At 47.7% G+C, this 14,163-nt stretch carries 15 protein-coding genes; 7 read left to right on the top strand and 8 right to left on the bottom strand.

The window, feature by feature from the left end; translation table 11 throughout:
• On the top strand, nucleotides 1–188 hold a 188-nt coding region (locus NDI34_RS21800; RefSeq protein WP_348232469.1), incomplete at its 5' end, for a transposase.
• 143 nt (nucleotides 189–331) lie between these two features.
• Here NDI34_RS21800 and NDI34_RS21795 read toward each other — a convergent pair.
• Complete coding sequence (locus NDI34_RS21795; protein WP_339380631.1) at nucleotides 332–490, bottom strand: hypothetical protein; 159 nt, start codon at nucleotides 488–490, stop codon at nucleotides 332–334.
• A 414-nt stretch (nucleotides 491–904) separates the two neighbouring features.
• Here NDI34_RS21795 and NDI34_RS21790 point away from each other — a divergent pair, with 414 nt between their 5' ends.
• Nucleotides 905–1,456, top strand: coding sequence for a hypothetical protein (locus NDI34_RS21790; RefSeq protein WP_348233805.1), 552 nt, complete (start codon nucleotides 905–907; stop codon nucleotides 1,454–1,456).
• Nucleotides 1,457–1,529: 73 nt separating this feature from the next.
• On the opposite strand, the gene NDI34_RS21785 is transcribed toward NDI34_RS21790, so the two are convergent.
• Nucleotides 1,530–2,051: a single-stranded DNA-binding protein gene (locus tag NDI34_RS21785; RefSeq protein WP_190438744.1), complete on the bottom strand. Its 522-nt coding sequence runs from the start codon at nucleotides 2,049–2,051 to the stop codon at nucleotides 1,530–1,532.
• A 51-nt stretch (nucleotides 2,052–2,102) separates the two neighbouring features.
• On the opposite strand from NDI34_RS21785, the gene NDI34_RS21780 reads away from it, so the two are divergent.
• Entirely contained in the window at nucleotides 2,103–2,231 is a 129-nt protein-coding gene (locus NDI34_RS21780; RefSeq protein WP_277877542.1) for a hypothetical protein, read from the top strand.
• A 4-nt stretch (nucleotides 2,232–2,235) separates the two neighbouring features.
• Here the strand turns inward: NDI34_RS21780 and NDI34_RS21775 are convergent, their stop codons facing one another.
• The gene (locus NDI34_RS21775; protein ID WP_190412085.1) at nucleotides 2,236–4,773 is read right to left on the bottom strand and encodes a mannose-1-phosphate guanyltransferase; all 2,538 of its coding nucleotides are present in this window, start codon (nucleotides 4,771–4,773) and stop codon (nucleotides 2,236–2,238) included.
• A gap of 687 nt (nucleotides 4,774–5,460) precedes the next feature.
• Between NDI34_RS21775 and NDI34_RS21770 the strand changes: the two genes are divergently transcribed.
• From NDI34_RS21770 to glsA, 3 genes are all read left to right on the top strand, one after another.
• On the top strand, nucleotides 5,461–6,273 hold the full coding sequence (locus tag NDI34_RS21770) for a cobalt-precorrin-6A reductase (protein ID WP_348233804.1): 813 nt from the start codon (nucleotides 5,461–5,463) through the stop codon (nucleotides 6,271–6,273).
• A 44-nt stretch (nucleotides 6,274–6,317) separates the two neighbouring features.
• A complete protein-coding gene (locus NDI34_RS21765) occupies nucleotides 6,318–7,145 on the top strand; it encodes a PHP domain-containing protein (protein ID WP_348233803.1) in 828 nt (275 codons plus the stop codon).
• A 63-nt stretch (nucleotides 7,146–7,208) separates the two neighbouring features.
• Nucleotides 7,209–8,198 carry a glutaminase A gene (gene glsA / locus NDI34_RS21760; protein ID WP_190675995.1) on the top strand — a complete coding sequence of 330 codons (990 nt, stop codon included), beginning with the start codon at nucleotides 7,209–7,211 and terminating at the stop codon, nucleotides 8,196–8,198.
• 249 nt (nucleotides 8,199–8,447) lie between these two features.
• Here glsA and NDI34_RS21755 read toward each other — a convergent pair whose 3' ends face one another.
• Together NDI34_RS21755 and NDI34_RS21750 are read right to left on the bottom strand one after the other, a co-directional pair.
• Nucleotides 8,448–9,443 (bottom strand): hypothetical protein, encoded by a 996-nt coding sequence (locus tag NDI34_RS21755; RefSeq protein ID WP_348233802.1) that lies wholly within the window; start codon nucleotides 9,441–9,443, stop codon nucleotides 8,448–8,450.
• A gap of 167 nt (nucleotides 9,444–9,610) precedes the next feature.
• Nucleotides 9,611–9,838, bottom strand: coding sequence for a hypothetical protein (locus tag NDI34_RS21750; protein WP_190412080.1), 228 nt, complete (start codon nucleotides 9,836–9,838; stop codon nucleotides 9,611–9,613).
• A 343-nt stretch (nucleotides 9,839–10,181) separates the two neighbouring features.
• Here NDI34_RS21750 and NDI34_RS21745 point away from each other — a divergent pair, with 343 nt between their 5' ends.
• A complete protein-coding gene (locus NDI34_RS21745; RefSeq protein ID WP_190985166.1) occupies nucleotides 10,182–11,777 on the top strand; it encodes an Hsp70 family protein in 1,596 nt (531 codons plus the stop codon).
• A 163-nt stretch (nucleotides 11,778–11,940) separates the two neighbouring features.
• Here NDI34_RS21745 and NDI34_RS21740 read toward each other — a convergent pair whose 3' ends face one another.
• From NDI34_RS21740 to NDI34_RS21730, 3 genes are all read right to left on the bottom strand, one after another.
• Complete coding sequence (locus NDI34_RS21740; protein ID WP_348233806.1) at nucleotides 11,941–12,387, bottom strand: L,D-transpeptidase; 447 nt, start codon at nucleotides 12,385–12,387, stop codon at nucleotides 11,941–11,943.
• A 411-nt stretch (nucleotides 12,388–12,798) separates the two neighbouring features.
• The gene (locus tag NDI34_RS21735; protein WP_190430208.1) at nucleotides 12,799–13,311 is read right to left on the bottom strand and encodes a L,D-transpeptidase; all 513 of its coding nucleotides are present in this window, start codon (nucleotides 13,309–13,311) and stop codon (nucleotides 12,799–12,801) included.
• Between the two features lie 104 nt (nucleotides 13,312–13,415).
• Nucleotides 13,416–14,069, bottom strand: a complete 654-nt coding sequence (locus NDI34_RS21730; protein ID WP_348233801.1) for a bifunctional 4-hydroxy-2-oxoglutarate aldolase/2-dehydro-3-deoxy-phosphogluconate aldolase — start codon at nucleotides 14,067–14,069, stop codon at nucleotides 13,416–13,418.
• Nucleotides 14,070–14,163 lie beyond the last annotated feature (94 nt).

Here is a 14,163-nt window from a genome sequence, read left to right as displayed (position 1 = left end):
AGGGCGGGCGGATTGAGCAGTTGATTCGAGCGGCTGGTGCTCAACTTTGGTATTTACCACCTTACTCCCCCGACCTCAACAAAATTGAGAACTGCTGGTCTTGGCTCAAGAGCCGCATCCGCAAACAACTCGACCAGTTTAATTGTTTGCGAGATGCAATCGAGCATGTCTTATGCTTGTCGTCCTAATTACCTTGGCGATTGCTATAAATACGGCGGGGCACGCCGGAATTAACGCTTTCGGACAGACCGATCTCTACTCGCGGGTGGTGACATCAACGAGCAAATCAACTGGTTGAAGAAAGAATCTCGCGCGTTTACGCCGAGCAGTGTCAAATTGTGTCTTGAGAATGGAACGAAAAACCCGGAATTGGACGATAGTCAGAGCAGTTAATCGCCTCTTCAGTCTGGGCAATACTGGGTTGCACGGTACACTTGAGCCGGTAATCGCCGGTAAAATATCGGCAATTGGTACAGGGTACGCTGTGCATTTGCTTCGCTTTGGTAAAACTCGCGGAGATCGTACTAAATAAACTCCAGCCAATCAAAAGGAGCAACATCCACGCACACAAAAAGCATAGAGGTACTAAAACTGGCTGGATTGCATGAACCAGAACGTATAAAAGTTGAAACACAGGCTATTTTTTGAGGAGGAGTGAACAGAGCTACTTAAACAAAATTACTTCACTTCCTCAGAGTTCGCCTCATAATTAGGGCTTAGTTGTAAATTTTTGTAAAGCTTAGTTTGCCTTGTAGAAGTGGCACTACTTTGTGCCTAGATAATTTGTGCCTACATAAATTGATAGATAGACAGTTGCAGAGCAGAAAGTTAGAATACAACTTCCTACCCAGAAAGTAATTATCTTGATTAAGGGGTCTTACGCTCTTTTGTGGTGTAAGGGGTTGTGCATTTACTGCGACGGACCAGAAAGATCGCTGGCAACCGGAACGGCAAGCGAAACAAGGCTGGAAAGCAAAACGTTCTGCCGCCGAGAAAGGCGAAGGCGAAGCACTTCTACGCGGAATCTACGCAGAATCGAAAGACTGCTCTAGGTTTTATGCGCGATCGCTTCGCTTATATAGCTGCTGCCACGCTGTTACGGTATGCACCCATGCTTATCCCTTCATCTAGCAACGACAGCACCACCTTCCCCCTAGAACTCGCCCTCTGTAGGTCAAAGCTTGAGAGCGAGCCTTCCGCGCGCTATGTGGCTGGGGAAAACGCTCTGATATCCTATGGCCTTTCAACCAAGAAAAGCTATGACTTAGGCACTCAAGGCGCATCGCTCATGCCTTTGCGAGAGCGAGACGTGACAGCACTGGCAGTGCTATTTGAACGAGATGACAGTGAGGAAATCGAAGCAGATATTAACCACAACCTCATCTGGTTGTGGCCTGAACCTTGTTGGGATGACGAAGATCCCTTCGATTTTTTGGGCGATTATCTTCACAAATAGCGATTAGTTACGAGTGATTAGCCCTTAGCCATGAATATGTTGCCAAAGACTAATGACTCATGACCCATGACGGCTAAAAGGGGATGTCGTCGATATCTCCTTGAGGCGGTGGGGTGGAACGGCTGCCCGTTCGTGTGGGAACGCGACTGGGCGGTGTTTCCTCTGTTGGGAAGTCTCCAGACATTCCCCCATCGCTGTCATCAGCGGGTGCGGAGCTAGGACGACGAGAACCCATTGGAACGACATTGCTGGGAGGAGCCGATTCGGCTACCGAAGTGTCAAAATCTGTATCGATTGCCACTTTGTGAATCCGGGAAACCGTCAACTCGGCGCGTTTTTCTTTAAAACCTTCTTGCCGGTCAATGGTGTTCATCGTCAGGCGACCTTCAAGGATGACGCGATCGCCCTTCTTGAAACTTCCCTGAATTTCTTGCGCTAAATTGCCCCAGCCGACGACCTTCACCGTTGCCGGGGGGTCTTCCGCCCGCAGTCCAGGAAACTGTACCATCATCTCCGTAACCGCCGTTTGGGTATCCGGCGTGTAACGAAGTTGCGGTTCCCTGATAATCTCCGCCATTAAAATGCAGCTGTTCATAACTCCAAGATCCTCGCGCTGAACCGAGCGGCCTCATTCATAATAGAACAAATGTACCAAAGAAGACCCAAAAATGGGTATGGTGACGGGGAACTTGGTTATTCGCAATTAGCCATTCGTCATCAGCGAATAACCAAGGATGAAGGAGCGATCGCTCTTCACCGATTACCGATTACCTAACACCCTACACCAATTGCAATTTAACTTCCTCCACACCTTCCTCTTGGTCAACAAACGATTGAACCCGACCGCGATACTCCCGTAAGGTTTCATCAACCCAATCCCGGTCATTACTATTGGCGAAGATATGCACCAACGGCTCACCGGCATCGGGCAACACTAGCACCCAGCTATCATCCTGGTAGTTGCAAATCTTCACTCCATCCACTAATTCCAGATGTTCGGCTGGGTGGGTTTCTACTAAATGGCGCATCAAGGCTCCTTTTGCCGTCCAGGGGCAGCGCACCGTGTAACTCTTGTGGTAAACCCGGGGGAGATCGGCGCGGATCGCCGCCAGATTTCGCTCTTGCATCGTTAGCATCTCCATCATCTTGGCAATGCAGAACATGGCATCAAACCCTGGATGCAGCTGTGGAAAAATAAAGCCCATTTCCCCACTGCCACCCAGTACTACATTCGGATTCGCTTGAGACGCTTCCATCAACGCCGTGGGATTTGCCTTCGTGCGAATCACCTTAGCATCGTGGCGACGAGCAATCTGTTCTACCGCACTGCTGCTATGCACCGGCACCACCACCGTTCCTCTGGGATGAGCGGTTAGAATCATGTTAACCATCAGCGCTGTCAACATTTCACCGCGAATCGGCGTACCCGATTCATCCACCAAAATTAACTGTTCTCCGTTTGCTGATACCTGGACGCCAAAATTTGCTTTTAGCGCTTCTACCACATGACCCAGCTGATTGAGCAACGCTTCTCGTTCTGCCGCAGCCAGTCCGGTTTGATTCAAGCTGGCATTCAGTACCACAGCATCACAGCCAAATTTTGCCAACAGTTGTGGCAGGATGGCTCCTGAAACTGCATAAACGTAGTCAATGACTACCTTCGAGCCTGAGTTGCGAATTGCCCCCGTATTGAGATGATTCTCAAACGCCGTGCTGTAAACATCTAGCACCTGGCTGGGGTAGGCGACATTTCCAGTTTCTTGAATCTGGACTCGCCGCAAGTCTTCCTTAAAATAAGCTCCCTCAATTTTTTTCTCTTGGGATTTCGAGATATTGATGCCCTTGCGATCGAAAAATTCGATCAAAATGTGGTCGGGTCGATCTGGATGCACCCGCACGTGGATACCTCCGGCAACCGAGTAAGTGGGAATGACGGTGCGGGAAATTGGGATTGCCGTTGCTTCCAGGTTTTGGACGTGAATACCCACCGACATCAAACCCGCAATCAAAGCGCGACTGACCATGCGGGAAATATTCCGCTGGTCGCGGGAGATGGTGATCTGGGAGCCGGGCTTTAATGTGGAACCGTAAGCTGCACCCAGTTTGACAGCAAATTCTGGAGTGATGTCGATATTCGCTAACCCACTCACACCGCGTTGCCCAAACAAATTGCGATGAGCCGTGTGACCCCAAATCAAGTTAATGTTTAATGTCGCGCCCGATTCAATTTGTTTGCTAGGCCAAACACGCACCTGGGGCGAAACTTGCGCTTCTTCCCCAACGGTAGAGAGCGAACCCACGACGGCTCCTTCCAAAACGTGCGATCGCCTATCAACTCTGGTACCACGACCAATTACGCAAGCCCGCAGATGCGCTTCCTCGCCAATAATCGCTCCATTCCAGACAATTGGACGCTTCAAGTTTGCGTCAGCTCCAATCGTCACATTGTCACCAATTGAGGTTCCTGGTTCGATATGCACTCGTGCCCCAATCCGGCAGTTATTCCCGATCAGTGCAGGCGCTTCAATTTTGGCTGAGGGGTCGATATGAGTGTTCTGACCTATCCACAGTCCGGGAGACACTTGCTCGTAAGCAAAGTCTAATTTAACTTTTTGATGTAAGCCATCATATTGAGACTCTCGGTAAGCATCTAAATGACCTACATCGCACCAATATCCTTGGGCAACGTAGCCGTACATCGGCTCGTCTTGTTCCAATAGCAATGGGAATAAGTCTTTCGAGAAGTCAGACTCCTGATTGCTGGGGAGGTATTGCAGGACTTCTGGTTCCAGAATGTAGGTGCCGGTGTTGACAGTATCGGAGAAAATTTCGCTAGAAGAAGGCTTTTCTAAAAACCGACGAATTCTCTGTTTTTCATCTGTAATTACTACGCCAAATTCAATCGGGTTGGGAACTTGGGTTAAAATCAGGGTTGCTTTTGACTTCTGTTTTTTGTGAAATTCAATTGCCTGTGTTAAATCAAAATCGGTAATGCTGTCGCCGCTAATGACTAAAAAGGTTTCATCTAGTAACTCAGCAATGTTCTTGACGCAACCAGCCGTACCTAAAGGCTGGTCTTCTTCAATCGCATAGGTGATCTGCACTCCAAAGTCGCTGCCGTCCTGGAAGTAGTCTCGCATGACATCAGGGAGATAGTGCAGAGTGGCAATAACCTCTGTAATCTGATGCCGCTTGAGCAGATTGATAATGTGTTCTGCAATCGGTCGATTCAGAATCGGCACCATCGGTTTGGGAAGATCGCACGTCAGCGGTCTCAGCCGCGTTCCCGAACCGCCAGCCATCAGCACTGCTCGCATAAGTCCTCCTGATTCTTTGTTATGGTACGGGCGTGACCTTGATGATTTAAGTTGACCTAAGTCTTGTCTTTTAGTCTCCTATACCCTTGAAATTTAAGGTATCCCTCATAAGATTAGAGTGCAGCCTTGACTCTGGGCAAATCCTTTGAGGCTTTCATTTTAAAGCAGATGTTAAATTTAGCGGCGACTCCCTAATTATCTCGTTGATTGCTGGTATTTGCTGGCTCCTCGATCTAGAAAATTGCTTTTGTTACATCTTGAGGGTGCAGCTACAACTCAACCTCGGATAGGTTAGAACTGAATCAATGCTACTTTGCCGTGTAGCCGGAATCAATTGCGTAGTCTAGCTTACACTTGAGAGATGAAGCAGAATGTTCTAATCTTCTGGAACTGCCCAAGGTGGATGTCTCAAACAGTGTTGGAAAGATTAACAGTTGCTGGTGGCGACAAAAATGCAGTGAGTTTTAATGGGTTAATGAGGATTGTTTGAATGGGTACGTTATTAGGCTTATTATTTCTTGGGGCTTATGGATACGGCGGATGGAGATTCTGGAAGGGGTTTCGCCGAACGAATTTCAGCCAAGGTCGGCTCGTTCTGGCTCTGTTATGGCCTGCTTTGATAATTGGCAATAAATCCTATCGTCAGAACTTTAGAAAAGCACTCAAGGGATAGAGGAAGGATAAAGGGTGAGGGATGAATCAGAAACGAATTCTTCATCCTTTGAGGAACGCCTGTGGCTAATTGGGGGCACTCAGGAGAGTGCTGAGTTAGCAAAAGCGATCGCTCGTTTCCATCTACCCTGCATTGTTACTGTCACTACAGAAGCCGCTAGAACGCTGTATCCATCAATACCCTCCTTGCAAGTTTGGGTGGGCTATCTGGATGCAGCACAGTTGGATTGGTTTTTAAAAGAGCAGGGAATTGTGGCGATTTTGGATGCGTCTCATCCCTATGCGGCGGAGATTTCTAAGATAGCGATCGCAACTGCCCAAAAGCAACAAATTCCCTATCTCCGCTACGAGCGTCCGGTTATTGATGCAAGCTTACAGAAGCAGCTGGTAATAGAGCTAGATAGTTTCGACACGCTTTTATCTGGAGACTACCTACAAGGGCAACGGGTGCTACTGACAATTGGTTATCGAAGCTTGTCCCGGTTCCGTCCTTGGCAAGAAAATTCTACTTTATTTGCCCGAATTCTTCCTTCCGTAACAGCGCTGGAAGCAGCTTTACAATCAGGGTTTACACCCGATAAACTGATTGCGATTCGCCCCCCCATCTCTACTGAATTGGAAACGGCACTTTGGCGTCAGTGGGACATTTCCCTGGTGGTTACGAAAGCATCGGGAACTGCTGGGGGAGAGGAGATCAAGCGCAGAGTTTCCGCAGAGTTAGGCATTCCTTTAGTTATTATTACTCGTCCAGAAGTTGCGTATCCTCAGCAAACCAGCGACTTGAAAGCAGCGCTAGAGTTTTGCCAAGACATCTTTCGTCGAGTTTAGTCCGCCACAATCTTACTGAGCGTGAATCAAGCGACAATTAAAGAATGCTAGAACTACACTGCCACACCACATATTCAGACGGCACCCTCACACCCAGCGAACTCGTTAACGCGGCGATGAGTGCCGGAGTCCGCGCCCTTGCCATCACCGATCACGATACGATGAATGGCTGGGATGAGGCGTTTGCTGCTGCCAAACTGTATAACCTGGAAATTGTCCCCGGATTGGAACTCAGCACCGTTCACAACAATTGTTCCTTACATATTTTGGGCTTTTACCCGGATGAACAGAAGCTGCGGGAACCTTTAAGCGATCGCCTAGAAGGACGGAAACGGCGATCGCAACAAATAGTCGCTAAACTGGCAGAATTAGGCTACCCGATTCAGTTACCTGAATTAGGTGAAGGCATGGCACCAGGGCGTCCTCATATTGCGACTGCCCTCGTGAAAGCGGGTTATTTTCAGTCATCGCGGGAAGCTTTCGATCGCCTGCTGGGGGATGATAAACCAGCTTATGTGCATTACGAGAAATTCTCGATTGTTGAAGGGATTGCCATGTTACGTTCTTGTGGTGCCGTCCCTGTCTGGGCGCATCCCTACCTGTTCCGAGGCGGTGATGTGAAGGAAGTGCTGAAAGAATTGGTTGCTGCTGGGTTAATGGGCGTTGAGGTTTATCATCCCAACCACAGTGCCAAAGAAATTCAAAATCTCAAAAAGTTGTGCGCTGAATATGGCTTACTGATGACAGGCGGCAGCGATTATCATGGTCCCAGTCCCGATCCCAAAACTCCAGATCGCAGTACGCTGAATATGCTTCAGGTACCTTTAGATTTGCTTGAACCCATCAAACAGGCGGCGGCAAGTTTACGTTAATTTCTAATCGCTAGTGTCACCCGAAACAATTAGCGATTACCCATTCCTTATTACCAATTACCAATGGCAAGTGCCATCCTGCAAGACTTTCTCAACGACTTGCACCTCAAGTACAAGTCAATTCATGAAGGTGTATTGGCAAACTATATCCCGGAACTCGCCAAGGCAAACCCGGATTGGTTCGGGATATGCATTGTCACCGTGGATGGTCAAGTTTATGAAATCGGCGATTGCGAACAGTTGTTCACCCTTCAGTCGATTTCCAAAGCATTTGTATATGGAATGGCGCTGGAAGATCATGGGCGCGATTATGTTGTAAAGAGGGTAGGAGTGGAACCCACCGGCGATGCTTTTAACTCAATTATTAAGCTGGATGAATCCTCAAAGCGACCGTATAACCCAATGGTAAATGCGGGAGCGATCGCTACCACCAGTTTAATTAAAGGAGTGGGACCAACTGAGCGCTTAAACCGGATGCTGGATATGTTTCAGCGTTACGTTGGACACAACCTATTTATTGATATGTCCGTGTTCATGTCAGAGCGAACGACCGGGCATCGCAACCGAGCAATGGCGCATCTGATGCTCAATTTTGGCATGATCGACGCGAAAATTGACGAGGCACTGGATTTGTACTTTCAGCAGTGTTCTTTGATGGTGAATTGCCGCGATTTGGCAGTGATGGCAGCGACTCTTGCGAACAACGGCATGAACCCGATCACCCAGGAGCGTGCGGTTGATTCCCGTTATATCAGAGATATTTTGACAGTCATGTACACTTGCGGGATGTATGACTTTGCCGGAGAGTGGGCGTATAAAGTGGGTCTTCCCGCTAAAAGTGGAGTATCGGGCGGACTGATTGTGGTTGTGCCACAGCAAATGGGCATTGCAATTTTTTCACCCCCGCTAGACTCGCACGGCAGCAGCGTCAGGGGAATAAAGGTGTCTGAGGAACTATCAGAGAAGTTTGGGTTACATTTATTTGACTTGCAGACAGATAGATCCCGTTTGCTGGATACTTTGTGCAACAAGCAAGAAACTGAATCTGAATAGAACCGCCGCCATGAGCCTGGAGATAAATTCCACAGCCAGAAGCAATATCAAGCTAAATTAAACTGACTGAGTGAGCGTTGAACCCGTTTTGACGGGTTACGAGCTTTCAGCCCAAACTTTAGTTTAGAGCCTTAGTTTAAGACTGAAAGCAGTGCCATTCAACTGAACCTGAATAGGACCTATCTTTAGCCGAAATTCCGTAGCCTGAACCCTGGGAACGAAACCCAGCAACCGTTAGATTCCGCTGTCTTAGCTTAAAAGGGTAGCTTCTTGCGACGCATCAATCGCTTTAATTGCTTTGGTTTCCGAGGATTCTATACTCGAACCGTAGAGGTCTACAAATCTTTGAAAAAGCCACATTGTTTCATGATTTGAAACCCTATTTAAGCTGACCAACCGCTGTATATTTCTTTCAGCTAGTTTCTGTAGGTAAGGCAAATCTTCAAAGAGTGTCAAACAAGAGGCAAAATGCAAGATAAATTGCAATAAAGGCCTGGGCCACTCTAAGTCACTGTAAATGTCTACGAGGAACTTATGTTCGGTGTCGCTGAGCGGAATGGCATTGAAAATTACAACGATCCTTTTGCCATTGTAAACCGGAATGCTGAGTTCAACCGTATAGGGACTATGCAATGTTAAGTCCACTTCAACGATAGGTTGTCTCCAAATCCTTAAAGGATTGATTGGAGAATCTAAAACGGTTTGGAATTTCACCATTCCACCGATGGCTGTAGGCTGGAAATGACTCACATTAATAACCCTTAAGTTATTCAGGCTAAAGTTGTGAATACTTTCCAGATGTTTTAAATTTAATAAATGATAGATTTGGCATACGTAGGGGAAAGGTAGAATATATTCCTGCCCTATCATATGCTGATGCTGCTCTTGCAATTCAAGCATTCTAGCTTGAACTGTAGATAAATATCCTTCATTTTGGTAAGGATTTGCATCGGCTTGGTAGTTTTGTATTGTGCCTAAACTATCGCCCGTTAAGTTTTGATCGGGTCTTAAATACAGCCAACTTAGGAAGAAAAAAGAAGCTGTAAATAAGTGGATAACTTCTATTACTGATAAATAGCCATCAGCAAAAGAAGCAACCGTTCTATCGGTGAGTCCGAATAGCCAAGAGGGAATTCCAAATACCCAAATTCCATTCTTGAAGTTGGTGATAAATAGAGAAATCTCTAGGTATTGATTATTGTTTATGAGTTTAAAGTCAGTGTTTTGAAGAATATTGCTAGACATAATAATTCAAAAGATTGAGATTTTTCTATTGATTTATGCTTGGCTTTAGCACTCCTAATGGTGCTTGGAAGCTTGTATAGAAGCGATCGCGTTTGGGATCGTCTACTTCATCTAGTGCCATTGGCACTAGATACACCTCTGGAAAAAACCTCCGAATGCCACCTGTCTTAAACCTGTTTTTGCCTTGAGGTTGGCTTTAAAAGCAGCCAACTTACAAAGAAAAACGTCGCCGTGCCTAGTTGCGCGATGTCAATGACAGAAAGATATCCATCTGATAATGAAGCGATACTTCTATCGGTAATTCCAAATAGCCAGAAGGAAATACCGAAGAACCATAGACCAATTTTGAAGTTTGCTAAGAAATTAGCAGCTTCTGTTGGTTGCTGGTTATTCATCTTTTCAGCCCTTTTTCTAAAAATACTGAATGGTCATCTAGCGATTAAAGGGCTTGAGGACTTTTGATAACTCCTGACATTCCCCTTGACACTTCTATGTTAAAAAATGTTTCTTTTACTTGCCATGCGTCCAAAGAGGGAGTTGTCAAAATACCAGAGAAATCGACAAAAGGCAAGAAAATGTATATTAAACTACTAAAAAAGCTATAACCTCGACAGCATAGAGGTTTAGTAGCCTTTAAGTCAGACAAAAAAAGCAGGAAAACTGAGTTTGAAGGGAAACAGGGAGATTCGTTGATAAAATCCTTGAGGACGTGATGCCGGTTTGTCGGTGTGAAGCTGAATGGCGATCGCAATTGATTTTGGAACTAGCAATACGGTTATCGCTCGCTGGAATCCAGCCCTCCAGCAACCAGAAACCGTGAGTCTACCTGGGTTATCGGTCATCGCTGGGCAGAATCCCCCCCTAATTCCCAGTTTGCTCTATGTTGAGGATGCGGCACTCTCGACGGTGGTGGTGGGGCAAGCTGTACGCGATCGCGGTCTCGACCTCACCACCGATGCCCGCTTTTTCCGCAGCTTTAAACGAGGCATTGGTGCTGATATTCAGGGATTTCTCCCAGAACTGGATGGACAGTTCGTTACTTTTGAGCAAGTCGGGCAATGGTTCCTCAACCACCTGATTGAGAAACTCAATGCCGTTAACCCCGACGTCGGACAGTCTCTGGTATTAACGGTGCCAGTAGACAGTTTTGAAGCTTACCGCAAGTGGCTGGGGCAGGTATGCCAAACTCTTCCAGTAGAACAAGTGCGGATGTTGGATGAACCGACAGCCGCTGCTTTGGGCTATGGAATGAAAGATGGGGGTGTGGTGCTGGTGGTAGATTTTGGCGGCGGGACGCTGGATCTTTCCCTGGTGCGGCTGGATATGACAGAAACTCAGAAGCCACTGGGTTTTATTCTCAAATGGGGAAAAAAACAGCTAGCTGAAAAGTCCGGACAGAAGGCAAAAACTGCAAGGGTATTAGCGAAAGCTGGACAAAATTTAGGCGGTTCGGATCTGGACAACTGGGTTGTTGATTATTTTGCCAAAACTCAGGGATTGAAGCCGACACCTTTGACGACACGACTGGCAGAACGGTTAAAGATTCAGTTATCTGTGCAAACCGAGGCGAACGAGGTTTATTTTAATGATGAAACTTTTGAGAGTTACGAATTAGAACTCAATCGCGATCGCTTTGAAGCCATCCTCACAGAACATCAATTTTTTGCTCGCTTAGACGAGTCAATGACTCAAGTGTTGCAGCAAGCGCGTCGGCAAGGCATCGAAGTGTCAGATATTGATGCTGTCTTATTAGTGGGCGGGACTGTACAAATCCCCGCCGTACAGACGTGGGTGCAGCAATACTTTGACTCCAGCAAAATTCGTTGCGATCGCCCGTTTGAAGCGATCGCGCAAGGTGCCCTGCAACTGAGTCAAGGCGTTGAACTGCAAGATTTTCTCTACCACAGCTATGGCATCCGCTACTGGGATCGCCGGAATAACCGCCATAACTGGCATCAACTGATTAATTCAGGTCAAGCTTACCCGATGAGCCAACCTGTGGAATTAGTTCTAGGTGCTTCGGTGGAAAACCAACCCAGCATTGAATTAATTGTCGGAGAATTAGGTGCTGAAACAGGTGGAACTGAAGTGTATTTTGATGGCGATCGCTTAATCACTCGTCGTTTGGGCAGCGACCAGACATCGGTACAACCCCTCAACGACCGCCAGGGTGCCCGTACCATTGCCAATTTGACACCACCGGGGTATCCAGGAAGCGATCGCATTAAACTTCTGTTTCGCGTCGATCGCGATCGCTTCCTGCGAATCACCGTTGAAGACCTGCTGACCAATCAAACTTTATTGGACAATCAGCCGGTCGTTGAGCTGAGCTAGGTTTGATCCGGTTAATTACCCGCAATTAAGAAGAAACCCACCACCTAGAGAGCGATCGCCTTTTGCTCCCGCTCCCACTCCGGCTCCGGCTCCCCTCCCTGCTTGCGGGGAGGGGTTGGGGGTGGGGTTCTTTGATGACGCATTTGATATTACCCGTTACCCCTTACCGACGGACAACCACCTTTGTGCCATGTGAGGCGAAGCTGTACAACTTGCGAGCTTGAGCGACTGGCACATTGACGCAGCCGTGGCTAACTGGCGTGCCAAAGCGGTTATGCCAGTACGCTCCATGAATGGCATAGCCGCCGGAGTAGTACATCGTGTAGGGTACATTGGGAACGTTGTAGTCTCTTCCTCGCATGCGAGCCGTGCGGTGCTTTGATTGAATCCTGAAAGTCCCGACGCGAGTGGGGGTGGAGCGCTTACCACTGGAAATTCGGACAGAATAAACCCGTCTTCCACCTTCCCAGGCAATTAACCGTTGCTTTGAAAGGTTTACTTCAATCCAGCGCCGTTGCGATCGCCGAGCGCGAATCTTGTTGCTAGCGACTCTTGTGCGACGAACCCTGTTACTGGCAATTCTTGTGCGACGAGCCTTGTTGCTGGCAATTCTTCTGCCTCGGCGAACCCTGTTGCTGGCGGCTGTTCTCCGAACTCGGATGCGCTTCCGCATGGCTCTGCGCGATCGCACCGATCTTCTCGTTGATGGCTGTTCGGCTGTCTCCCTTGCCCTGACTGACTTTGATGCTGACAGAGCGGGCGTTGACCAAGAAAACAAAGTCGCAAAGATCAGGGCAATACTTGCCCAGAAGGTTCCAGAACGACGTAACCAAGCAAAGCAAATTTGGCTTTTAATGACACACCTCACTTTCGGGTCTAGGAAAGTAGCTAAGGTTAGGTTTCCCTATCTGATAGTTAGCTAAAACCATCTTTAGATAGATTTTGGGAATCTATTCCAGATTTTTCCATAAAAGAGGGTTCTAGAGCCAAAAAAACTATTTATTTTTATTTACTTTCCTTCTTACTTATGGACAACGACGGGCGTCCCCACCGCAGCCCAGTTAAATAGCCATTTAGAATGATTAACGGCTACATTGATGCAACCGTGGCTAACGGGAGTTCCAAACCGGCGATGCCAATAAGCACCGTGGATGGCATAACCACCGTGGTAATACATCGTGTAAGGAACATTCGGAACATCATAATCAGCCCCGCGCATCCTGGCAGACCGATGTTTCGATTTAATCGCAAACGTGCCGGTGCGAGTGGGAGTTGAACGTTTGCCGGTAGAAACAACCACTGCATAGACGGGTTTTCCACCTTCCCAGGCAACCAGTCGTTGCTTGGACAGGTCAATCTGAATCCAGCGTTGATCGGATTGTTGCAATTCCTGCATTTTTGCAGCCACAATCGGCTGCTTTGTTTGAGCGATCGCGGGTGCGAAAGCAGCATCCAAAGCCGTAAGCGCCACCACCGCCCCAGCAAAAAATGCAACTGGGCGATGCAGCAAATTAGCAGAAATGATGCTTTTCATGGCAAATCATCTCACTCGGTGGATCGGTTAGAAAAATTCAGCGGAAAGCTCTTATTAGCTGCCAGGAGCAACTAATGTCGGTCTTTTATTAGCTCAATCGTAACTCAGCTGGTGGATTCATTCACTAATTGCATCAGAGTTTGAGCGCGTTTTGCGATCGCCTCCCATCCAGAGGACGACGCATTGGCTTCCCAGTTTTGGGGAAATAAACTGCCGGAAAGTCCGACCGCGATCGCTCCAGCCGCTAGAAAGGCTTTAGCATTTTCTACCGTGACCCCCCCAGTCGGAATTAAGGGAATATGTCCTAATGGCCCTTGCAGACTTTTGATGTAGCTGGCACCGCCTACCGCTTGGACGGGGAAGACTTTGACACAACTGGCACCGGCTTGCCACGCGGTGACAATTTCTGTCGGAGACAGCGCCCCCGGCACCATCGGCACGCCGCTATCCATTGCTATCTGAATTAAGATTGGGTCAACGTGGGGAGTAAAGACGAACTGGGCACCGGCAGCGATCGCGTCTTTAAGCTGTTCCCGATTTAATACAGTGCCCGTGCCAATCGTACACGCGGGTAATTGCGATCGCAAATTACCAATCAATTCTGCTGGGTTGTCGCTATTCCAGGTAATTTCAATCAACTGCATTCCCCCAGACGCAACCGCATGAGCCATTTGGCGACCCAGCTCCATCTGCGGTGCGCGAATGACTGCGATCGCACGGTGCTTTTGCACCTGCTTGAACCACGACTGATTATACATCCTCATTTTCTACCGTTAGGCAGATTAATTTTTGAACTTCTTAGATACTATTTGCTATTTCTGATTTAATTCTTACTGACTTTTCAGCCCTTAG

Origin of the sequence: Trichocoleus sp. DQ-U1, from assembly GCF_039961925.1 — a bacterium.
In the GTDB taxonomy this organism is placed as follows: domain Bacteria; phylum Cyanobacteriota; class Cyanobacteriia; order Cyanobacteriales; family FACHB-T130; genus FACHB-T130.
Note: the sequence above shows the minus strand (reverse complement) of the source record. Positions and strands in the feature narration are given on the sequence as shown.

Coding starts and splice junctions, on each gene's coding strand:
- NDI34_RS21795 (WP_339380631.1), bottom strand. CDS start 490: ATGCACAGCGTACCCTGTACCAATTGCCGATATTTTACCGGCGATTAC.
- NDI34_RS21785 (WP_190438744.1), bottom strand. CDS start 2,051: ATGAACAGCTGCATTTTAATGGCGGAGATTATCAGGGAACCGCAACTT.
- NDI34_RS21780 (WP_277877542.1), top strand. CDS start 2,103: ATGTACCAAAGAAGACCCAAAAATGGGTATGGTGACGGGGAACTTGGT.
- NDI34_RS21775 (WP_190412085.1), bottom strand. CDS start 4,773: ATGCGAGCAGTGCTGATGGCTGGCGGTTCGGGAACGCGGCTGAGACCG.
- NDI34_RS21765 (WP_348233803.1), top strand. CDS start 6,318: ATGCTAGAACTACACTGCCACACCACATATTCAGACGGCACCCTCACA.
- glsA (WP_190675995.1), top strand. CDS start 7,209: ATGGCAAGTGCCATCCTGCAAGACTTTCTCAACGACTTGCACCTCAAG.
- NDI34_RS21755 (WP_348233802.1), bottom strand. CDS start 9,443: ATGTCTAGCAATATTCTTCAAAACACTGACTTTAAACTCATAAACAAT.
- NDI34_RS21750 (WP_190412080.1), bottom strand. CDS start 9,838: ATGAATAACCAGCAACCAACAGAAGCTGCTAATTTCTTAGCAAACTTC.
- NDI34_RS21745 (WP_190985166.1), top strand. CDS start 10,182: ATGGCGATCGCAATTGATTTTGGAACTAGCAATACGGTTATCGCTCGC.
- NDI34_RS21735 (WP_190430208.1), bottom strand. CDS start 13,311: ATGAAAAGCATCATTTCTGCTAATTTGCTGCATCGCCCAGTTGCATTT.
- NDI34_RS21730 (WP_348233801.1), bottom strand. CDS start 14,069: ATGTATAATCAGTCGTGGTTCAAGCAGGTGCAAAAGCACCGTGCGATC.